Here is a 19,740-nt window from a genome sequence, read left to right on the forward strand (position 1 = left end):
AGGCTGGCTCCATGAAGCGGATCGCCGTCGTCCCCGGATCGTTCGACCCCGTCACCCTGGGGCACCTGGATGTCATCGAGCGGGCGGCGCGGATCTTCGACGAACTCCACGTCCTCGTCGTGCACAACCCCGACAAGTCCGCACTGCTGCCGATGCCGCAGCGCGTGTCGCTCCTCGAACGCTCCATCATGGACGGCGGCCTGCCGGACAACATCGTGGTGGCGCAGTGGAACGTCGGTCTGCTGGTGGACTACTGCACCGACGTCGGCGCGAGCGTGCTCGTCAAGGGCATCCGTTCACAGGTCGACGTCGCCTACGAGACGCCCATGGCCATCATGAACCGCAGCCTCGCCGGCGTGGAGACGGTCTTCCTCCTCCCGGACCCGGCGCACGCCCACGTCTCGAGCTCGCTGGTCAGGCAGGTCGCCGCACTCGGTGGCGACGTCAGCCCGTACGTTCCGCCGGTCGTGGCCTCCTTCCTGCAGGAGGGCTAGGGCGGCTCCTCGGTCGCGTTCGGCGTAGAATCGTCGATCGTGGCTAGAAAGAGAACCAACAACTCCCCGTTCAGCGTCAACGTGCGCGATCTGGTGAACCGTCCTGGGGAGATGCGTGAGCACGACCTCGAGGTCGTGCTCGCCGAGCGATGGGGCGAGGGTCTCGTCGCCGTCCAGGAGGGCACGACGCTCTCCGAGGAGGTCCGTCTCGAGTCCGTGCACGAGGGCATCCTCGTCACCGTGGACGTCGATGCGACGGCGACCGGCGAGTGCGGTCGGTGCCTCCGCGACATCGAACTGCCCGTCGAAGTCGAGATTCAGGAACTTTTCGCGTATCCTGATTCGGAAGCGTCTGACTTCGAGGTTCACGACGACCACGTGGATCTTGAACCTCTGGTCAGAGATGCGGTAGTTCTCGCATTGCCGTTTCAGCCGGTGTGCCAGCCGGATTGCCCCGGACTCGATCCCGAGACCGGTGAGCGGCTGGCCGAACGTCCGGAACGACACCCCCAAGACGTCGCAGATCCTCGCTGGTCTGCGCTCGCGGGCTTGTCCTCAGACTCCGAACTTGACACAGACGCCAGCAGCGCCCCGGGCGCGGCTGCAGACACAGAAGAGAGATAGATCATGGCTGGAAACCCCCCGAAGCGGAAGGTCTCGCGCTCGAACACCCGCTCGCGTCGCTCGCAGTGGAAGGCCGCCGTGCCGACGCTCGTGAAGACGGTGGAGAACGGCCGCGTCACGTACAGCCTGCCGCACCGCGCCAAGGTCGTCGAGGACTCGCAGGGCACCGCCCTCTACCTCGAGTACAAGGGCCGCAAGGTCGCAGACGTCTGATCGCTCTGTTGAACGTCCGCGTTCGAACAGCGTGAACACGAACCATTCCGACCACACCGGGGTCGGCTCCTTCTCGGAGCCCGACCCCGGTGTCGTCGCTTGTGCCCGGCAGCTGGATGTCGATGTCTCCTATGAGCTCCTCGACCTCGCGCTGACACACCGCTCGTACGCGTACGAGCACGGTGGGCTCCCGCACAACGAGCGCCTGGAGTTCCTCGGCGACTCCATCCTCGGGCAGGCCGTCACGGTGATGCTCTACCGTGACTTCCCGCACCTCGACGAAGGCCAGCTCGCGAAGCGACGGGCCAGTCTCGTGTCGACGATCGCGCTCGCCGAGGTCGCCCGCTCGATCGGCCTGGGCGAGCGCATCAAGCTCGGCAAGGGCGAGGACCAGACCGGGGGCCGAGACAAGGCGTCCATCCTGGCCGACACGATGGAGGCCGTCATCGGCGCGACCTACCTGTCCGCCGGTCCTGACGCGGCCACGGCGCTCGTCCTGCGCCTGGTGACGCCGTTGCTCGAGAACCCTGAACGCTTCGGGGCCGCGATGGACCCGAAGACGAGCCTGCAGGAGGCCGCCGCCGCGATCGGTGCTCCGGCACCCGTGTACGAGATCGCCAGCTCCGGTCCCGACCACAACCGTCGGTTCGTCGCGACGGTCACGGTCGGCACCGCCGTCACCGCGACGGGCTCCGGCACGAGCAAGAAGCACGCCGAGATGGCGGCCGCCCTGGAAGCCTGGTCGAGGATCAGTGCCGGAACTCCCTGAGGTCGAGGTCGTCCGCGCCGGCCTCGAGCCCGCCGTCAGTGGGTCGACCGTCGCCGGCGTCGAGGTCTTCGACGAACGCTCCCTGCGCCGCCACGCGAGCGGTGTCGCTGACTTCACGGCACGGTTGACGGGGCGGACGATCCGCTCGGCGGTCCGACGCGGGAAGTTCCTGTGGTTCCCGCTCGACGACCAGGAGGCGATCGTCGGCCACCTGGGGATGAGCGGACAGATGCTGCTGCGGTCGCCGGGCGACGACGCCGACCGACTCCTGCGGATCCGACTGCAGCTGGAGCATCCCGAACACGGGGAACTCTGGCTCCACTTCGTCGATCAGCGGATCTTCGGGTCCATGGCCGTGACGGCGCTCGTCCCCACGTCGGACGGTGCTGCCGGAGGGTTCGGAGACGACGTCGCACTGGTGCCGGATCAGGTCTCGCACATCGCCCGCGACCCGATGGACCCCGCCTTCGACGACGCCGTCTTCCTCCGACGGCTGCGCGAGAAACGGACCGGGGTGAAGCGAGCACTCCTCGACCAGACCCTCGTCAGCGGGATCGGCAACATCTACGCGGACGAGTCGCTCTGGGCGGCGCGCATCCATCCCGAGCAGGAGACCGCCCGCTTGAGCCGTCCGCGCGCTGCGCGCCTGCTCGACGAGGTGCGGCAGGTCCTCGCGAAGGCGCTGGCGGAGGGCGGCACGAGCTTCGACGCCCAGTACGTGAACGTCAACGGGCAGGCCGGGTACTTCGCCCACAGCCTCAACGCCTACGGCCGGCAGGGGAAGCCGTGCGCGCGCTGTGGGACGTTCATCGTGCGCGAACAGTTCATGAACCGCGGATCACACCGCTGTCCGGTCTGCCAACGCCGGACGTGACGCTCAGGCGTCGCGGGGGAGCCGGCGCTGCCATTGGCCCGAGTAGCCGATGATGCGGAACCCGAGTCGGTCGTTGATCGCGAGCATGTGTTCGTTCTCATCGGCGTTCCAGGTGTAGATCCTCGACCGCTCCGGTGCCCGCTCCGCGAGTGCGAGGAGGTTCGCCGCTTTCATCCAGAGCCCGAGGCCGTGCCCTCGGTGGGCGGCGAGGACGAGCGTGTCCCACTGCTCCGCGTGCACCTTGCCCTCGCCGAGGACGAGCTCGGTGTACCCGGCGACCGCGCCGCTGTCGCGGTGGACGGCGGCGACGACGATCGCGTGGTCGCCCGACGCCGCCAGCTGATCCTCGCGGGCGCGGACGCGATCGGGCGTCCAGACCTCGGGGTCGAGTTCCAGATCGGCGGCCGGGATGTCGGTCGCCATGTGTTCGCGGGCAGTCGCGAGCGAGCTGAGCAGCTCGTCGGGGGTGCGGTCCACCCAGTGCACGAGGCGGTACGCGTGTCCGGCTCGCGCGGTCGATGTCGCGACGATGTCCGGCAGCTCCCCGAGCGTCGTGGCGAGGTCGCAGCGGTTGGTCCGCTCGACCTGAGCGAGGGCGTATCCACGATCGAGCATGAACCGGCTGGCCGCGGCGTTCGCGGGGATCGCCTGTTCGCCGACGCTCGCGCCGAGGAGCGGTTCGTCGGACGGGATGTCGTCGACGGCGTGCTGCGTGAACGCGGTCACCGTCTGGCGACCGGCGGCGAGGGCCCGCCGCTCGAGGTCCAGCTGGAGAGCCGTGCCGATCCCTCGACGACGCGCCTCGGGAAGGACGCCGACGTCCAGGGAGGCGGTCGCCGCGTCGCCCTCGGTGCCGTACCCGAGCCAGCCGCGACCGACCACACGGCCGTCGAGGACGGCGGCGAGCAGGACGCGTCGTTGGAACCGCTGGTCGCGGTACTCGGGAAGGGTCATGGTGGAGGTCAGGGAGAAGTCGTCGGTGGACCAGATCTCCGCTTCGAGCGTGTTCGCGACCTCCTGGACCGCATCGAACACGGCCGAGCTCCCGGATGCCGGGATCTCCACGTCGTCGATCGTGACGCGCATCGTCGCCTCCCTCCCACGCCAGACCGTCTTGGGTGATGCGGTCTATGCTACGACCGCCCCGGACGGCCCGCACCGCGTGGTGTCCCTCGCCCGTCGGCGGATTCGCTACCGTAGTCCACAGCATCCGCGACGCGGGAGAGGAGGTGCGCGTGTACCTGAAGAGCCTGACGCTCAAAGGGTTCAAGTCCTTCGCGCACCCCACCACCTTCGCGTTCGAGCAAGGCGTCACCTGCGTCGTCGGCCCGAACGGTTCCGGCAAGTCGAACGTCGTCGACGCACTCGCCTGGGTCATGGGGGAGCAGGGGGTGAAGACCCTCCGCGGCGGCAAGATGGAGGACGTCATCTTCGCCGGCACGTCCACGAGGGGACCGCTCGGACGAGCCGAGGTCACGCTCACCATCGACAATAGCGACGGTGCGCTGCCCATCGAGTACACCGAGGTGACGATCAGCCGGACCCTGTTCCGGAACGGCGGCAGCGAGTACGCCATCAACGGCGACACCTGCCGGTTGCTGGACGTCCAAGAGCTGCTCAGCGACTCCGGCCTGGGTCGCGAGATGCACGTCATCGTCGGCCAGGGACAGCTCGACGCCGTCCTCCGCGCGACGCCCGAGGAGCGGCGCGGCTTCATCGAGGAGGCCGCTGGGATCCTCAAGCATCGTCGCCGCAAGGAGAAGACCCTCCGGAAGCTCGAGGCGATGCAGACCAACCTCACCCGGTTGAGCGACCTCGCAGGGGAGATCCGGCGGCAGCTGAAGCCGCTCGGACGCCAAGCGGAGATCGCACGGGAGGCACAGACGATCGCGGCGGTCGTGCGCGACGCCCGCGCCAGGATCCTCGCCGACGACGTCGTCGGGCTCCGGCGCTCGCTCGACGAGCACAATCGGTCGGAGAGCGAACGGCACAGCGAGCGCCTCGTGCTCCAGGAGCAGTTGGAGCAGGCGGAGTCGCGGATCCGCCGGATCGAGCAGACGCAACTGGGCGATGCGGTCGACGACGCGCGACGGATCACCTTCGAGCTCGAGAGCGTGCAGGAACGGCTCCGGAACCTCTACACGCTCGCCAATCAGCGGCTCGCGCTGCTCGGACCCGCGACCGACGAGGTCGCTGCCGAACCACGGATCACGAGACAGATGGTCGCCGACGCCACCGCGGAGATCGACGGGCTTCGCGCGGCGGTCATCGAAGCGGAGCTCGCCCTGCGACAGGCGCAGGCGACCACCGCCGAGCAGCGCGCCGCGCTCGACGCGGTGGACGTCGAGATCGCCGCGCAGAGCGCCCTCGTGTCACGACACGACCTGGAGTTGTCGAAACTCGCCGGTGCCGTGGACGCCGCCTCGTCCAAGTTGGCCGCGGTCCGCGGCGAGGCCCTGCGTCAGCAGAACGCCATCGATGCGGCGGTCCTCCGTCTGGACGCCGCCCGGCTGGAGGTCGAAGCGCTCGGAGACGACCCGACCCTCGCCGACGCCGCCGACTCCGGCCTCGACGACGCCTACGAGGCGGCTCAGCGCGGTGCGACCGCCGCAGAGGGCGAGATCGAGCGCCTGCGCGAGCAGCTGCATGCGCTCGAACGCGAACGCGATTCGCTCGGTGCCAAGACGAGCGCGCTCTCCCGCGCACTCGACCTCAAGACCGGGTCGGCCGAACTCGCCGGCAGCGGCCTCGACGGGATCGACGGGATCGTCGCGGACCGCGTGCAGGTCCGGCCCGGCCACGAGGCGGCCGTGGCCGCAGCGCTCGGCACGCTCGCCGAGGCGGCGGTCGCGATCGATCGACAGGCTGCCCGTCGGGCGCTCGACCACGCCGCGGACCGGGAGCTGGGCCGGGTCGAGATCGTCATCGCGGACGGCACCCGCGAGGTGCCGGACGCTCCGGCCGGGTTCACCTCGGCGGCCGAACTGGTGGACGCGCCTCCCGGTGTCCTCGGGATCCTCGCGACGGTCCTCGTCGTCGACTCCCTCGACGAGGCGATCGACGCGTACGACCGCCTCGGCTCAGCCCTGACGGCGTTCACGATCGTGACCAGGGACGGCGCCGTCGTCACCGACAGCATCGTGCGTGGGGGGAGCGGCGGCGCGCAGAGTCGCATCGAACTCCTGGCCGAACGCGATGCGGCCGCCGACCGACACGGCGAGGTCGAGTCGCTCATCGAACGGGCACGCTTCGCCCTGGGTGAGCAGCGGACGATCCTGCAGGAGGCGAAGCAGACGGCGCAGGCCGCGCTCAACGCCTTGCGCGAGTTCGACGCCAACCGCGCCTCGCAAGCCGAACGGGTCAACCGGGTGACCGTCCGGTACGAATCAGCCCAGGCGGAACACGACCGTCTCCTCGCGGCTGCGGCGAACGCCGCCGCCGCCGTCGCCGATGCCGTCGTGGCAGCCGACCGCGCGAAGCAGGAACACGACACCGCCCGGGCGCGTCCACGCCCGCTGCTCGACGTGACGGTCCGCGACGCGCTCTCCGCCGAACTCGACGCGGCCCGAGAGGCCGAGGTGCAGCACCGCCTGCTCCTCGAGACCGCACGTGAACGCGTCCGGGCGGAGGAGCTCGCGGTCGCGAACCTCGAACGGCAGCGGCAGGCCGACGAGGCAGCCGCGGAGGAGGCCGCACGGCGGGCCGTCATCCGGGCGCGGCAGGCGGCGGCGGCCACCGCCGTCACCGAGGCGCTGCCACCCGTCCTCGACTCGGTCGACCGCTCGGTCACCGAGGCGCGGGTCGCCCTGGCGGAAGCCGAGGCGACGAGATCCAGCCGGAACGCCGAGCTCGTGCGCCTGCGTGGAGAGGAGCACACGCTCCGGCAACGGTTGCAGGTCGTCACGGAGAGCGTCCACGGGCTCGAGCTCCAGATCTACGAGAAGAAGCTGCACCTGTCCGGGCTCCTCGAGCGGGCCGGATCGGAGCTGGGACTCGTCGAGGACATCCTCGTCGCCGAGTACGGGCCGGACGTCCCCGTGCCGGTCGACCCGCCGACGCCGCGAGCCACCGCCCGGACGGCTCCGGAACCCGAGGACGCCGGTGCCGCCGACGCCTCCGGCGAGGCGACGGACGCTCCTGCGGACGCGGCTGCCGAGGCGAGCCCCGCCGGCGAGACGTCGGAGCTCGACGCGCCAGAGGTGCCGACGACCCCGTACGTCCGCGCCGAGCAGCAGAAACGACTCGCCGCCGCCGAGCGCACCTACGCGCAGCTCGGCCGGGTCAACCCGCTCGCCCTGGAGGAGTTCGCCGCGCTCGAACAACGGCACCGCTTCCTCACCGAACAGCTCGCCGACCTCACCAGCACCCGCGCCGACCTGCTGTCGATCATCGAGGACATCGACGGGAAGATGGAGGTGATCTTCGCCTCGGCGTTCGCCGACACCGAAGCCGCGTTCACCGAGGTGTTCCCGATCCTGTTCCCAGGCGGCACCGGCAGCATCTCGCTCACGGACCCCGACCACATGCTCACCACGGGCATCGAGGTGTCGGTGAAGCCCGCCGGCAAGAAGATCGAGCGCCTGTCGCTCCTGTCCGGTGGGGAGCGCTCGCTCGCCGCGGTGGCCCTGCTCATCGCCATCTTCAAAGCCCGACCGAGCCCGTTCTACATCATGGACGAGGTCGAGGCGGCCCTCGACGATGCGAACCTCGGGCGGCTCCTCACCATCTTCGAGGACCTCCGACAGACGAGTCAGCTCATCGTGATCACGCACCAGAAGCGCACGATGGAGATCGCCGACGCCCTCTACGGCGTCTCGATGCGTCAGGACGGCGTTTCGGCCGTGGTCGGTCAACGTGTCGCCGAGGAACGGGCCGGCTGATCGTTCCCCGTCCCGCGACGGGACCGCCCCGCCGACGGCTACGCTGAGACCATGGCTGCACGCACACCCTGGTCGCTCTCCGGTGCCCTCAAAGGCATGTTCCAACGTCCGACGATCGACGAGACGACGTGGGAGGACCTCGAGGACGCGCTCATCGGCGCCGACTTCGGCCCTGACGTCACCGAGTCGATCGTCACCGGTCTGCACGCCTCCGTCGACCGCTACCGCACGACCGATCCGCGCGACCTGCAGCGGATGCTCCGCGAGGAGGTCGAGGAGCGGCTGTCGAAGTTCGACACGACCCTGAAGCTCAGCGAGCGTCCGGCGGTGGTCCTCGTCGTCGGCGTCAACGGGGTCGGCAAGACCACGACCATCGGCAAGTTCGCGAAATTCCTCCGCAACTACGACCGCAGTGTCGTCGTCGGGGCGGCGGACACCTTCCGTGCCGCGGCGGTCGAACAGCTCGCGACCTGGGCGGAGCGCGCCGGCGCACAGATCGTGCGGCCCCAGCAGCAGGGTCAGGATCCGGCCTCGGTCGCGTTCCAGACGATCGAATACGCGAAGCGGACGGGGACCGAGATCGTCATCATCGACACCGCTGGCCGGCTGCAGACCAAGGGCGGACTGATGGACGAGCTGTCGAAGATCCGGCGCGTCGTCGAGAAGCAGGCGCCCATCTCGGAGGTGCTCCTCGTCCTCGACGCGACGACCGGGCAGAACGGCCTGTCGCAGGCGCAGGCGTTCATCGAGCACGCCGGCGTGACGGGGCTCGTCCTGACGAAGCTCGACGGCTCCGCGAAGGGCGGGTTCGTCCTCGCCGTCCAGGAGAAGACGGGCATCCCGATCAAACTCGTCGGACAGGGTGAGGGGATCGGGGACCTCACCGGGTTCACGCCCCACGTCTTCGCGCAGAACCTGGTGGGCAACTGATGGCGATCGAGCACGACTACTTCGGCATCATCGCGACCGAGCCGGGCGGCGGCGTGTACTGGTCGGACAACATCGACGTGGGCGAGCAGTCCGTGTCCATCTCGCTCAGCGCGCCCGAGGAGGACGAGATCCCCGCCGACGCGCTCGACCTCGCGGCCGCGATGATCCTGGCCCTCGAGGGCTTCGACCTGCGCTCCCGCGAGGCGATGCTGAGCGAGGTCGACGACCGCACCTCGGAGGTCACGGAGTACATCATCCAGGCCGTCGAGGAGCTGGGCGAGTCCTTGCCGGACGTCCTCGTCGACGAGTCCGGCGACCGCGACGTCGACGTCATCCGATCGATGACCCTGCTGAGTGTCGGGTTCGCGCCGCATCAGCACAACGGCGACGAAGCGTTCGCGATCTTCGAGTACTCACTCGACGCCGACCAGCTCGACGGCGTGCTCATGGTGGCCTACAGCTCCGACGGCGAGGTCACCGGGGTCACGAGCGAGGACTGAGTCCCGGGGCCTCGGCCCCGGGACGGAGCCCCGGCGTTCAGACCGCCTGGGCGAACCCGAGCGAGGAGTCCGCGAGATGGCGCAGGCCCTCGGGGACCGGCAGTCCCTTCGCCGTCATGGACTGCGCCCAGAGGCGACCGGCCCGGTAGGAGGAGCGGACGAGCGGACCGGCCAGCACGCCGAGGAACCCGATCTCCTCGGCCTCCTCCTTGATCTCGAGGAACTCCTGCGGTTTCACCCATCGGTCGACGGGGAGATGCCGAGGCGTCGGGCGCAGGTACTGCGTGACGGTGATGATGTCCGTGCCCGCCTCGTGCAGGTCCTCGAGCGCCTGGCTGATCTCGCTCCGGTCCTCGCCCATGCCCAGGATGAGGTTGGACTTCGTGATGAGCCCGGCGGCCCTGGCCTGGGTGAGGACGTCGAGCGACCGCTCGTACCGGAACGCGGGCCTGATCCGCTTGAAGATGCGCGGGACCGTCTCCACGTTGTGCGCGAACACCTCGGGACGTGAGGCGAACACCTCGCCGAGGAGGTCGGGGTTGCCGGAGAAGTCGGTCGCGAGGATCTCAACACCCGTGCCGGGGTTGGTCTCGTGGATGCGGCGGACGGTCTCGGCGTGCAACCACGCGCCCTCGTCGGGAAGGTCGTCGCGGGCCACACCCGTCACGGTCGCGTAGCGGAGCCGCATGCGCTGCACGGAGTCGGCGACCCGGCGCGGCTCGTCGCGGTCGTAGTCGGCGGGTTTGCCGGTGTCGATCTGGCAGAAGTCGCACCGCCTGGTGCACTGCGAGCCGCCGATGAGGAAGGTCGCCTCGCGGTCCTCCCAGCACTCGAAGATGTTCGGGCACCCGGCCTCCTGGCACACCGTGTGCAGCCCCTCCTCCTGCACGAGGGTCTGGAGCTGCCGGTACTCGGGGCCCATCGTCGCGCGGGTCTTGATCCAGTCGGGCTTCCGCTCGATGGGCGTCTGCGCGTTGCGGACCTCGAGCCGCAGCAGTTTGCGACCGCCGGTGTCCGCCGCGGCATCGGGTGCCGGTGCACCACAGGCGCTCACGCGACCGCTCCGACCGCAGGGGCGGAGGTGAACCGCCAACCGTGTTGGAGGTCTGCGAACCGTTCCGCCACGCGATGAGCCACGTCACCCGGCGTGACCGTGCGGCCGAGCTCCTTGCTGATCGTGGTGACACCGGCGTCGGCGATGCCGCACGCGACGATGTGCTCGAACGGCTCGAGCGAGTTGCTGCAGTTGAGGGCGAAGCCGTGGATCGCGACCCCGGCTTGGATGCGCACGCCGACGGCGCCGATCTTCGCCGCGGTGCCGCCGTCCGCCGGATCCACCCAGACGCCGGATCGTCCGTCGATCCGCCGCCCGGCGACACCGAGCTCGGCGATCGTCCGCAGCATGACCTCCTCGAGCAGACGCACGTGGGCGACGACGTCCACGGGCTCCGGCAGGCGGACGATGGGGTAGCCGGTGAGCTGTCCGGGGCCGTGCCAGGTGATCCGCCCACCACGGTCCACGGCGACGACCGGAGTCCCGTCGTCCGGACGTTCGTCGGCGCGCGTCAGCTTGCCTGCCGTGTACACCGGCTCGTGTTCGCAGAGGATCAACTGTTCGGGGCCGGTGCCGGCGACCACGGCCGCGTGCACCCGGCGCTGCAGCGCCCAGCCGTCGAGGTAGGGGACGAACGCCGGGGCGAGTCCGGCGAGGAGGAGCTCTGTCATGGCGGCCACGATAGCATTCTTGGACGCCGTCCAAATACTCATCTCCGGCGGTTCCGATCGATCGACGGGACCAGGACGCCGACTGCCCTAAACTGGAGGGATCATGGCAACGTTCGGTACCCTCTCTGACCGCCTCGCGGACACGTTCAAGAACCTCCGCACCAAGGGCAAGCTCTCCGCTGCCGATGTCGACGGCACTGTCCGCGAGATCCGCCGCGCACTCCTCGACGCGGACGTCGCACTCGACGTCGTCAAGGACTTCACCGGTCGCGTCCGCGAACGCGCACTCGGGGACGAGGTCAGCAAGGCGCTGAACCCGGCGCAGCAGGTCGTGCAGATCGTCAACGACGAGCTCATCACGATCCTCGGCGGCCAGCAGCGCCGGCTCGAGTTCGCGAAGAAGCCACCGACCGTCATCATGCTCGCCGGCCTCCAGGGTGCCGGAAAGACGACGCTCGCGGGCAAGCTCGCCAAGTGGCTCAAGAAGGACGGCCACACGCCGTTGCTCATCGCCTCGGACCTCCAGCGGCCGAACGCGGTCACGCAGCTCCAGGTCGTCGGTGAACAGGCGGGTGTCCCCGTCTACGCGCCCGAGCCGGGCAACGGCGTCGGCGACCCCGTGAAGGTCGCGCGCGACGGCGTCAAGTTCGCCGAGCAGAAGCTCTACGACACGGTCATCGTCGACACCGCCGGTCGACTCGGTGTCGACGCCGAGCTCATGAAGCAGGCTTCGAACATCCGCAAGGCGGTGGACCCCGACGAGGTGCTCTTCGTCATCGACGCGATGATCGGACAGGACGCGGTCGCGACGGCCAAGGCCTTCCTCGACGGCGTCGACTTCACCGGTGTCGTGCTGTCGAAGCTCGACGGCGACGCCCGCGGTGGAGCCGCCCTCTCGATCGCCTCGGTCACGGGCCGTCCCATCATGTTCGCGTCGACCGGCGAGGGCCTCGACGACTTCGAGCCCTTCCACCCCGACCGCATGGCCAGCCGGATCCTCGACCTCGGTGACATCCTCACCCTCATCGAGCAGGCGCAGCAGAACTTCGACGAGGACGAGGCGCGCAAGGTCGCCGAGAAGTTCGCGACCGACTCGTTCACCCTCGACGACTTCCTCAAGCAGATGCAGCAGCTGCGGGGGATGGGTTCCATCAAGAAGATGATGGGCATGCTCCCTGGCATGGGCCAGATGAAGGAGCAGCTCCAGAACTTCGACGAGCGCGAGATCGTGCGCACCGAGGCGATCATCCAGTCGATGACGACCGCCGAGCGCACCAACCCGAAGATCCTGAACGGCTCGCGCCGGCTGCGGATCGCCAAGGGTTCCGGCATGACGGTGACCGAGGTCAACGCCTTGGTGAACCGGTTCGAGCAAGCTGCCAAGATGATGAAGACGGTCGCCAAGGGCGGCGTTCCGAACATCCCCGGCATGGGCCCGGTCCCCGGCGCACGGACGAACCGTCCGAAGCCTCAGGCGAAGAAGAAGGGTTCCCGATCAGGGAACCCGGCCAAGCGGGCAGCGGAGAACGCCGGTGTCGTCGAGGCGCAGGCCCCGGCAACCGGTGCGGGCTTCGGGCTCGGTGGCGGCGCGTCGGCGGGCACGAAGGCGCCGACCGAGGCTGAACTCGCCGAACTCCAGAAGTTCCTGGGTCGCTGACACCGGCGGTGGCGGGATGCGTGCGCTGAGGGTGCCGGCGACGGCCATCGGCGTCGTCCTCGTGGCCGCGCTGCTCGCCGCTTGCTCCACCGGTGGCGTCGGAGAGCGCGTCGTCGGAACGTGGGGCGACGGTAGCGGCGCAGCGGAGCCCCACCTGGTCTTCGCCGACGACGGTCGGGTCACCGGTTCCGACGGGTGCAACAGCCTCTCCGGCTCCTGGCGTGTCGCAGACGACTCGGTCGCGGTCTCCGATGTCGCGGGCACGCTCATGGCATGCCCCGGCGTCGACACGTGGCTCCGGGGGATCGCCGAGGTCGCCCTGTCGGACGACGGTGAGCGCTTGGTCGTGACCGACGACGCCGGCGCGCGGATCGGAACGCTCGACCGCGACGAATGACTCCGCCTCGTCAGGCGGTCGGCTGGACCCCGTGTCGCAGCTCCTTCGCGAGCGCGCTCACGACGGCCTGCAGGCTACCGCCGTTCGCGTGGGCGACCGCGAGCTGACGCTGGTAGCTCGCACCGTGGTCGATGATCGAGGCGATACTCGCCAGCTCCTCCGAGCAGCCGAGCCGCCGCGCGATCGGCGCGAGGGTGTCGAGCAGGTCGTGCAGGTCGTCCGTCACCAACCGTTCGTGACCGGAGGAGTCGAGGATGATCTCCGCGTCGAGCCCGTACCGCGCCGCGCGCCACTTGTTCTCCCGGACGTACCAGGGTTGCAGGGTCTGCAGCCGCTCGCCGTCGTCCAGGCGATCGGAGAGGTGCTCGGTGAGGCAGTGGATGAGGGAGGCGAGTGCGGCGAACTCGCCCACGGTCGACGCGCCGTCGCAGGCGCGCATCTCGACGGTGCCCCACTGCGGTGAGGGTCGCACGTCCCAGCGGACCTCGGTGTGGTCCTCGATGATGCCCGTGACCGTCAGGTCGTCCACGTACGCCTCGAACTGCTCCCAGTCGGAGAGCTGATAGGGGAGGCCCGCGGTCGGGAGCTGCTGGAACATGAGCGCGCGGTTCGACGCGTACCCGGTGTCGACACCGCCCCAGTAGGGGCTCGACGCGGACAGTGCCTGGAGATGCGGGAGGTAGGTCAACAGCCCGTTCATGATCGGCAGGACCTTGTCGACCGTCTCGACGCCGACGTGGGCGTGGACGCCCCAGATCATCATGTTCCGGCCCCACCACTGCGTGCGGTCGATGAGCTTGTGGTAGCGCGGCTTGTCGGTCACCTGCTGGTCGTACCACTGCCCGAACGGGTGGGAGCCGCTGCAGATGAGCTCCACGCCCATGGGATCGGTGATGGCGCGCACCTCGGCCAGTTGCCCCTCGAGGTCGGCGATCGCCTCCGGCACGGTGTGGTGCACCCCGGAGACGAGCTCGAGCGTGTTGAGCAGCAGTTCGTTCGTGATCTGCGCGTGCTCGGAACCGTCGTCGCCGCGGAGTTCCGAGAGCACGGTGTCGGCGGAGGCGACGAGATCCCCGGTGTCGCGGTCGACGAGGGCGACCTCCCACTCGAGGCCGACGGTCGAACGCTCGGAGCTGGCGAACTCGATGGGCATTGGCGTCGACCTCCCGCAGGGCACGGCCGGGTGCCGTGCGCCAGCCCATCCTTCCACGCGGTACGCCGGTCCTTCCGCCCCCGTGTCGCAGGATTACCCAGATCGGCCGATGTCTGGCAGAATAGAGAGTTGAGTCTGCGCGGAGTTCGACCCTCTATCCGACGCCCGCAGCAACCACAGTTTTCGCGTCGAGCGTGTGGCCCCACCTTTCGGCAGCGAGCACATCAAACATCACATCATTCAGGAGAATCGTGGCTGTCAAAATCCGTCTCAAGCGTCTCGGCAAGATCCGCGCGCCGTTCTACCGCATCGTCGTCGCCGACTCGCGCACGAAGCGCGACGGCCGTGTCATCGAGGAGATCGGCAAGTACCACCCCACCGAGGAGCCCTCGTTCATCGAGGTCGACTCCGAGCGCGCACAGTACTGGCTGAGCGTCGGCGCGCAGCCGACCGAGCAGGTCGCAGCGCTCCTCAAGCTCACGGGCGACTGGGGCAAGTTCAAGGGCGACAAGGACGCGGTCAGCACCGTCCGCGTCAAGGAGCCGAAGGCCGCCTTCGTCGCCGACGAGAAGAAGAAGCCCGTCCTCAAGCCGAAGGCCGAGGCTCCGGCCAAGGCTGCTCCGGCCGAGGCCGAGGCTCCCGCCGCTGACGCCGCCGAAGCAGAGCAGGCGTAGCCTTGCTCGCTCCCGCGCTCGAACACCTCGTCAAGGGGATCGTCGATCACCCGGATGACGTTCGCGTCACGGCACAGAACTCCGCCCGTGGCGAGGTCCTCGAGGTTCGTGTGAACCCCGAGGACCTCGGCCGGGTCATCGGTCGTGCCGGCCGGACGGCCAAGTCCCTCCGCACCCTGGTGGCTGCGTTGGCGGACGGCCGGCGGGTCCGCGTCGACGTGGTCGACACGGACGCCACCGGCGCAAGCGCCTAGGTGGCTGAGGAGACGGAGCCGAAGACCCAACTGCGGGTCGGCCGGCTCACGAAGGCACATGGCCTGAAGGGCGCCCTGAAGGTCGAGCTCTACACGGACGAGCCGGAACACCGGTTCACGCCAGGTGCGAGCTTCACCCTGCAGGTCCCCGCCGGCTCCAAATGGCGCGGTAAGTCACTCGAGCTCATCGAGCTCCGCTGGTACAACAGCCAGCCGGTGGCGTTCTTCGTCGGGATCACCGATCGCAGCGAAGCCGAAACCCTGGTCAAGGCCATCCTGTGGGTCGAACAGGACCCGACGGAGCTGCCGGCCGAGGAAGACGCGTGGTACGACCACCAGCTCGTCGGTCTGGCGGTGCATCGTGATGGTGCGTCGGTCGGAACCGTCGCGCGGGTCGAGCACTTCCCCTCGCAGGACCTCCTGATCGTCAAGACACGAGACGGCGAAGTCATGGTCCCGTTCGTCAAGGCCATCGTCCCGGCTGTGGACGTCGCCGCCGGGATCGTGACGGTCACGCCGCCGACCGGGCTCTTCGAGGAGCTCCCCGAGGCGGACGACGCTCCGGACGCATCGGTCGCCGATGCCCCGGACGCCGACGCCCCGGAGGCAGAAGCATCCGAGGAGTCGGAGACGGCTCCGGAGGAGACCGGGACGCCGAGGCCCGAGTAACACCGTTCCGAGCCGCACTCCGGTTCGCACCGCACGGCGGAGTCGTCAGCTGCATGCAGCAGGCGCCTCCGCCGTCGTCGTTCCCGGGAGCGTCACACGGCGATCGGCTCGCCCTGGTGCTCGCCCGCCGCGACCCGCTCCAACACCGCCGTGATCCGGTCGGTGCACCCGCCGCACCCGGTGCCGGCGCGGGTCGCCTTCCCGATGCAGGAGACCGTCGTGCTGCCGGCCTCCGCAGCCTCCCGGATCCTGCCGACCGTCACACCGTTGCAGGTGCAGACGGTCGTGGTCGGCGCGAAGGCGTCGACTGACGTCGCGCCGACGGCGTCCGGCCCGTCCAGACGGAGCAGCACGGAACGGTCCGCGGGCAGCTCGCCACCGCTCTCGTAGAGCAGGGTCAGCTCGGCGGCGGCCCGAGGCATCCCGACCGCCACGAACGCGCTCAAGACGCCGGCGCGGGTGACCATCTTCACGTACCGGCCGTGGTCGGGGTCCGCCCAGACCGAGACGCTGCGCCTCGCCGAGCCGCGGAGCCCGCACGGGTCCGCAGCCTCAGGGGAGACGTCCCAGGGGTCGACCTGGACGTCCCCGACCGCGACCACGTCGACTCCTGTGGCCTTGAGTGCGACCGGACTCGATCGCTCGACGGGCGGGGGCGTGAGCAGACCTCGCCGGTCGTCGGCCGCCGCACCCGCTCGGAGGAGGTGGGCAGCGAGCCACTCCGCCTGCCGCCACCCTGGACCGATGAGCCCGGAGGGGCCACCGGGCACGACCCGTTCAGTGCGGCGCTCCGGCGTCGGGGTGAGGACGTGCGCGCAGTCCCCGATCGCCGAGATCCGCTCGTCGGACCAGCTGGTGAGCGCTTCATCGACGAGGACGCCCGCGCCCACTCGGAGCCCGGCGAGGACCGCGAGGTCCGACCGGGCGCTCACCCCGCACGACAAGAGGAGCAGGTCTCCCGCGATCCGCTTGCCGTCCGCGGTGATGAGGGCGTCGAACCGACGACCACCGCCAGCGGGGTCGTCCCGGAAGCCCACCGCCTCCGCTCGACTGTTCGCCACGACCTCGACCCCCGCCGCACGCAACGCTGCGGACAGGACGGAGCCGGCGCCGCGATCGAGGTTGCGTGGCATCGGCGTGGGGCCGTGATGGACGACGACCACGTCGGCCCCGGCCCTCGCCGCCGCAAGAGCCGTCTCGAGGCCCAGCACACCCGCGCCGAGGACGACGATCCGTCCGCCAGTCCGTACGACCGCAGCGACGGTGTCGGCGTCGTCGAGGTCGCGCATGGCGCACAACCCGGCCGGGAGGGCGTGATCCGACCCCAGGAGACGCGCACCGTACTTCTCCAGTGCCGCGAGGTCGCGTCTCCACCGATCGACGCCGTCGAGGGTCGGGACGTTCGCCCGTGCTCCGGTCGCGAGGACGAGATGGTCGTAGGGGAGCGCGTCTCCACGGTCGAGTTCCACCGTCCGGCTCGCGCGATCGATCCGGGTCGCGGTTGCGCCGAGGAGCACCCTGATGCCGTCGTCGGCCAAGTCCCGGGCGCTGACAAGGGTCATGTCCGCGAGTTGTGCGGAACCGGTGGCGTGTTCGGCGACGAGGACACGGTTGTAGGCGTCGACCGGTTCCTGGCCGATCACGGTCAGCGCGACGTCGCCTGCCCGGACACCGGGGGCGAGCTCCTCGGCGAACCGCGCGCCCACCGGCCCGAAGCCGATGAGGACGATCCGGAGTGGGCCGCGACGCTGGGCGTTCATGATCGTGCACCGACCCCGGCGGCAGCGGGCACGGGGGATCCGCCGTGGACGGCCGGACGCACGCGGACCGCCGCGCGTTTGAAGTCGGGCATGCCGGAGACCGGGTCCACGGCGTCCTGCGTCAGGAGGTTCGCCGAGGCCGCACCGGCAAAGTGGAACGGAAGGAACACGGTGTCGTGACGGATGTCGAGGTCGATGCTCGCCCGCGCAGTGAGGGTTCCACGACGGTTCGACAACTCGACCATTCCGCCCTCGACGATGCCGAGACGTGCAGCGGTTGCCGGGTGGAGCTGGACGAACACAGCGGGGCGGGCGTCGTCGAGCTCCGGGACGCGGCGTGTCTGGGTCCCGGACTGGTAGTGCTCGAGCAGCCGACCGGTCGTGAGGGTGAGCTCGTGTTCCGCGTCGACGGACTCCGATCCGACGGCGGGACGGACGGGGACGAGACGCGCCAGACCGTCGTCGTGGGCGAACCGTTCGCTGAACAGCCGTGGGGTGCCGGAACCGCCCGCCGGGAACGGCCAATGGGCGGCGATGCCGGTGTCGAGCAGGGCATGGCTGAGACCCGAGTAGTCGGCGACACCACCGGCCGACGCTGCCGCCAGCTCGTCGAAGACCAGGGCCGGGTCCACGTCGAACCGACCGGGGACGTCGAGTCGACGCGCCAGCTCGCGCATGATCCAGAGTTCGCTCCGGACACCCGCCGGAGGATCGACGGCCAGCCGTCGGCGGATGACCCGGCCCTCCAAGGACGTCATGGTGCCCTCCTCTTCAGCCCATTGGGTGGTGGGGAGGACGACGTCGGCGAGCGCGGCGGTCTCGGAGAGGAAGAAGTCGCACACCACCAGGAGTTCGAGACGCTCCAGGCGATCGCGGACCGTCTGCACGTTGGGTGCCGAGACGACGACGTTCGAGCCGTGGACGAGGAGCGCGTGCACGCCGTCGGCATCTCCGAGCGTGTTCAGCAGGGCGACGGCCGGGAGACCGGGGCCGGGGATCGACTCGACGGGGACGCCCCAGACACCCGCGACGTGACGGCGCGCTTCGGGATCGGTGATCTTCCGATACCCCGGCAGCTGATCGCACTTCTGCCCGTGCTCCCGACCGCCCTGGCCGTTGCCCTGACCGGTGAGGGTGCCGTAGCCGGACCCCGGCCGGCCAGGCAGGCCGAGGACGAGCGCGAGGTTGATGGCCGCGGTGGCCGTGTCGGTGCCGTCGACATGCTGCTCGACGCCCCGACCCGTGAGGATGTAGGTGCCCCCGCCGGCCGTGGTGAGTCGATGCGCGACCTCGCGGAGCACCGTGGTGGGCACGCCCGTGACCGACTGGACCCGTTCCGGCCACCAGGCGCTGACGCTGCGCCGAAGCGCACCCAGCCCCGTCGTGCGGCGCTCGAGGTAGTCGAGGTCGGCGAGCCCCTCGGCGAGGACGAGGTGCGTCAGCCCCAGCAGGAAGACGAGGTCGGTGCCCGGGGCGGGTTGCACGTGCATGCCACGCTGCTGCTCGGTCAGTCGGGCGGTCGCCGAACGACGCGGGTCGACGACGATGAGACCGCCGGCGGCTTGCGCACCCGTGAGATGACCGATGAACGGCGGCATGGTCTCCGCGACGTTCGACCCGAGGAGGAGGACGGTCGATGCGCCGTCGAGGTCCTCGAGCGGGAACGGCAGCCCCCGGTCGATCCCGAACGCCCGGTTGCCCGCGGCCGCCGCGGACGACATGCAGAACCGCCCGTTGTAGTCGATCCGACTCGTGCCGATCGCGATCCTCGCGAACTTGCCCAGCTGGTAGGCCTTCTCGTTCGTGAGTCCGCCGCCTCCGAACACCCCGACGGCGTCCGCTCCGCGTGCCTCGCGGATCCGCAGGATGGTCGAGGCGACGAGATCCAACGCGGTGTCCCAGCTCGTCTCGACCAGCGCCCCGGCGGCGTTCCGCACGAGCGGGGCCGTGAGGCGGTCGCCCCGCCCGAGGAGCTCGCCGGACGTCCACCCCTTCTTGCAGAGGCCTCCCCGGTTGGTCGGGAAGTCCCGTCCCGAGACCTCGAGTGGGAGCCGCGGAGCCACGCCGTCCACCGTGGGTGCCCGGGTGAGGGACATCGCGCACTGGAGGGCGCAGTAGGGGCAGTGGGTGTCGGTCGCCGGGGCGGTGGAACGCGGCATGCGGTGTC

19 protein-coding genes are annotated in these 19,740 nt (G+C 69.9%); 13 read left to right on the forward strand and 6 right to left on the reverse strand.

Features of this window, described 5'->3' with window-relative positions:
* Nucleotides 1-11: 11 nt before the first annotated feature.
* The 5 genes from coaD (at nt 12) to mutM (ending at nt 2,974) form a co-directional block, all read left to right on the forward strand.
* Nucleotides 12-494 (forward strand): pantetheine-phosphate adenylyltransferase, encoded by a 483-nt coding sequence (coaD, locus tag QRN26_RS06405; protein ID WP_285035916.1) that lies wholly within the window; start codon nt 12-14, stop codon nt 492-494.
* Between the two features lie 111 nt (nt 495-605).
* A complete protein-coding gene (locus QRN26_RS06410) occupies nt 606-1,118 on the forward strand; it encodes a YceD family protein (RefSeq protein WP_285036073.1) in 513 nt (170 codons plus the stop codon).
* 3 nt (nt 1,119-1,121) lie between these two features.
* Nucleotides 1,122-1,331 carry a 50S ribosomal protein L32 gene (gene rpmF / locus QRN26_RS06415; RefSeq protein ID WP_056006932.1) on the forward strand — a complete coding sequence of 70 codons (210 nt, stop codon included), beginning with the start codon at nt 1,122-1,124 and terminating at the stop codon, nt 1,329-1,331.
* Between the two features lie 112 nt (nt 1,332-1,443).
* On the forward strand, nt 1,444-2,100 hold the full coding sequence (gene rnc / locus QRN26_RS06420) for a ribonuclease III (RefSeq protein WP_056011317.1): 657 nt from the start codon (nt 1,444-1,446) through the stop codon (nt 2,098-2,100).
* Entirely contained in the window at nt 2,084-2,974 is an 891-nt protein-coding gene (mutM, locus tag QRN26_RS06425; protein WP_285035918.1) for a bifunctional DNA-formamidopyrimidine glycosylase/DNA-(apurinic or apyrimidinic site) lyase, read from the forward strand. The genes rnc and mutM overlap by 17 nt, the downstream gene beginning before the upstream one ends.
* A 3-nt stretch (nt 2,975-2,977) precedes the next feature.
* Here mutM and QRN26_RS06430 read toward each other — a convergent pair whose 3' ends face one another.
* A complete protein-coding gene (locus QRN26_RS06430) occupies nt 2,978-4,060 on the reverse strand; it encodes a GNAT family N-acetyltransferase (RefSeq protein WP_285035919.1) in 1,083 nt (360 codons plus the stop codon).
* A 149-nt stretch (nt 4,061-4,209) separates the two neighbouring features.
* Here QRN26_RS06430 and QRN26_RS06435 point away from each other — a divergent pair, with 149 nt between their 5' ends.
* The 3 genes from QRN26_RS06435 to QRN26_RS06445 are packed head-to-tail and all read left to right on the forward strand — an operon-like array spanning nt 4,210 to nt 9,284.
* Nucleotides 4,210-7,854, forward strand: coding sequence for a chromosome segregation SMC family protein (locus tag QRN26_RS06435; protein WP_285035920.1), 3,645 nt, complete (start codon nt 4,210-4,212; stop codon nt 7,852-7,854).
* A 51-nt stretch (nt 7,855-7,905) separates the two neighbouring features.
* A complete protein-coding gene (gene ftsY, locus QRN26_RS06440) occupies nt 7,906-8,784 on the forward strand; it encodes a signal recognition particle-docking protein FtsY (RefSeq protein WP_056006913.1) in 879 nt (292 codons plus the stop codon).
* On the forward strand, nt 8,784-9,284 hold the full coding sequence (locus tag QRN26_RS06445) for a DUF2004 domain-containing protein (RefSeq protein WP_056006910.1): 501 nt from the start codon (nt 8,784-8,786) through the stop codon (nt 9,282-9,284). The genes ftsY and QRN26_RS06445 overlap by 1 nt, the downstream gene beginning before the upstream one ends.
* 37 nt (nt 9,285-9,321) lie before the next feature.
* Here QRN26_RS06445 and lipA read toward each other — a convergent pair whose 3' ends face one another.
* Together lipA and lipB are read right to left on the reverse strand one after the other, a co-directional pair.
* Nucleotides 9,322-10,338, reverse strand: coding sequence for a lipoyl synthase (gene lipA, locus QRN26_RS06450; RefSeq protein WP_235522553.1), 1,017 nt, complete (start codon nt 10,336-10,338; stop codon nt 9,322-9,324).
* On the reverse strand, nt 10,335-11,009 hold the full coding sequence (lipB, locus tag QRN26_RS06455) for a lipoyl(octanoyl) transferase LipB (RefSeq protein WP_285035921.1): 675 nt from the start codon (nt 11,007-11,009) through the stop codon (nt 10,335-10,337). The genes lipA and lipB overlap by 4 nt, the downstream gene beginning before the upstream one ends.
* A 103-nt stretch (nt 11,010-11,112) precedes the next feature.
* On the opposite strand from lipB, the gene ffh reads away from it, so the two are divergent.
* On the forward strand, nt 11,113-12,666 hold the full coding sequence (gene ffh, locus QRN26_RS06460; protein WP_056006905.1) for a signal recognition particle protein: 1,554 nt from the start codon (nt 11,113-11,115) through the stop codon (nt 12,664-12,666).
* Nucleotides 12,667-12,682: 16 nt separating this feature from the next.
* Nucleotides 12,683-13,063, forward strand: coding sequence for an META domain-containing protein (locus QRN26_RS06465; RefSeq protein ID WP_285035922.1), 381 nt, complete (start codon nt 12,683-12,685; stop codon nt 13,061-13,063).
* A gap of 10 nt (nt 13,064-13,073) precedes the next feature.
* On the opposite strand, the gene QRN26_RS06470 is transcribed toward QRN26_RS06465, so the two are convergent.
* Complete coding sequence (locus QRN26_RS06470; RefSeq protein WP_056778085.1) at nt 13,074-14,216, reverse strand: glutamate--cysteine ligase; 1,143 nt, start codon at nt 14,214-14,216, stop codon at nt 13,074-13,076.
* Nucleotides 14,217-14,467: 251 nt separating this feature from the next.
* Between QRN26_RS06470 and rpsP the strand changes: the two genes are divergently transcribed.
* From rpsP to rimM, 3 genes are read left to right on the forward strand one after another with little or no spacing between them, the layout of a single operon-like run.
* Nucleotides 14,468-14,890 carry a 30S ribosomal protein S16 gene (rpsP, locus tag QRN26_RS06475; RefSeq protein ID WP_056006896.1) on the forward strand — a complete coding sequence of 141 codons (423 nt, stop codon included), beginning with the start codon at nt 14,468-14,470 and terminating at the stop codon, nt 14,888-14,890.
* Nucleotides 14,891-14,892: 2 nt separating this feature from the next.
* Nucleotides 14,893-15,144, forward strand: a complete 252-nt coding sequence (locus QRN26_RS06480; protein ID WP_056006893.1) for an RNA-binding protein — start codon at nt 14,893-14,895, stop codon at nt 15,142-15,144.
* Nucleotides 15,145-15,813 (forward strand): ribosome maturation factor RimM, encoded by a 669-nt coding sequence (gene rimM / locus QRN26_RS06485; RefSeq protein WP_056778084.1) that lies wholly within the window; start codon nt 15,145-15,147, stop codon nt 15,811-15,813.
* Between the two features lie 92 nt (nt 15,814-15,905).
* On the opposite strand, the gene QRN26_RS06490 is transcribed toward rimM, so the two are convergent.
* Together QRN26_RS06490 and QRN26_RS06495 are read right to left on the reverse strand one after the other, a co-directional pair.
* Nucleotides 15,906-17,573, reverse strand: a complete 1,668-nt coding sequence (locus tag QRN26_RS06490; RefSeq protein WP_285035926.1) for an FAD-dependent oxidoreductase — start codon at nt 17,571-17,573, stop codon at nt 15,906-15,908.
* Complete coding sequence (locus QRN26_RS06495; protein ID WP_285035927.1) at nt 17,570-19,732, reverse strand: molybdopterin oxidoreductase family protein; 2,163 nt, start codon at nt 19,730-19,732, stop codon at nt 17,570-17,572. Before QRN26_RS06495 ends, QRN26_RS06490 begins: the two co-directional genes overlap by 4 nt.
* Between the last annotated feature and the right edge of the window lie 8 nt (nt 19,733-19,740).

It is taken from the genome of Plantibacter sp. ME-Dv--P-095 (assembly GCF_030209365.1).
Lineage (GTDB): Bacteria > Actinomycetota > Actinomycetes > Actinomycetales > Microbacteriaceae > Plantibacter.

Coding starts and splice junctions, on each gene's coding strand:
- coaD (WP_285035916.1), top strand. CDS start 12: ATGAAGCGGATCGCCGTCGTCCCCGGATCGTTCGACCCCGTCACCCTG.
- QRN26_RS06410 (WP_285036073.1), top strand. CDS start 606: ATGCGTGAGCACGACCTCGAGGTCGTGCTCGCCGAGCGATGGGGCGAG.
- rpmF (WP_056006932.1), top strand. CDS start 1,122: ATGGCTGGAAACCCCCCGAAGCGGAAGGTCTCGCGCTCGAACACCCGC.
- QRN26_RS06430 (WP_285035919.1), bottom strand. CDS start 4,060: ATGCGCGTCACGATCGACGACGTGGAGATCCCGGCATCCGGGAGCTCG.
- ftsY (WP_056006913.1), top strand. CDS start 7,906: ATGGCTGCACGCACACCCTGGTCGCTCTCCGGTGCCCTCAAAGGCATG.
- QRN26_RS06445 (WP_056006910.1), top strand. CDS start 8,784: ATGGCGATCGAGCACGACTACTTCGGCATCATCGCGACCGAGCCGGGC.
- lipB (WP_285035921.1), bottom strand. CDS start 11,009: ATGACAGAGCTCCTCCTCGCCGGACTCGCCCCGGCGTTCGTCCCCTAC.
- ffh (WP_056006905.1), top strand. CDS start 11,113: ATGGCAACGTTCGGTACCCTCTCTGACCGCCTCGCGGACACGTTCAAG.
- QRN26_RS06465 (WP_285035922.1), top strand. CDS start 12,683: ATGCGTGCGCTGAGGGTGCCGGCGACGGCCATCGGCGTCGTCCTCGTG.
- QRN26_RS06470 (WP_056778085.1), bottom strand. CDS start 14,216: ATGCCCATCGAGTTCGCCAGCTCCGAGCGTTCGACCGTCGGCCTCGAG.
- QRN26_RS06490 (WP_285035926.1), bottom strand. CDS start 17,573: ATGAACGCCCAGCGTCGCGGCCCACTCCGGATCGTCCTCATCGGCTTC.
- QRN26_RS06495 (WP_285035927.1), bottom strand. CDS start 19,732: ATGCCGCGTTCCACCGCCCCGGCGACCGACACCCACTGCCCCTACTGC.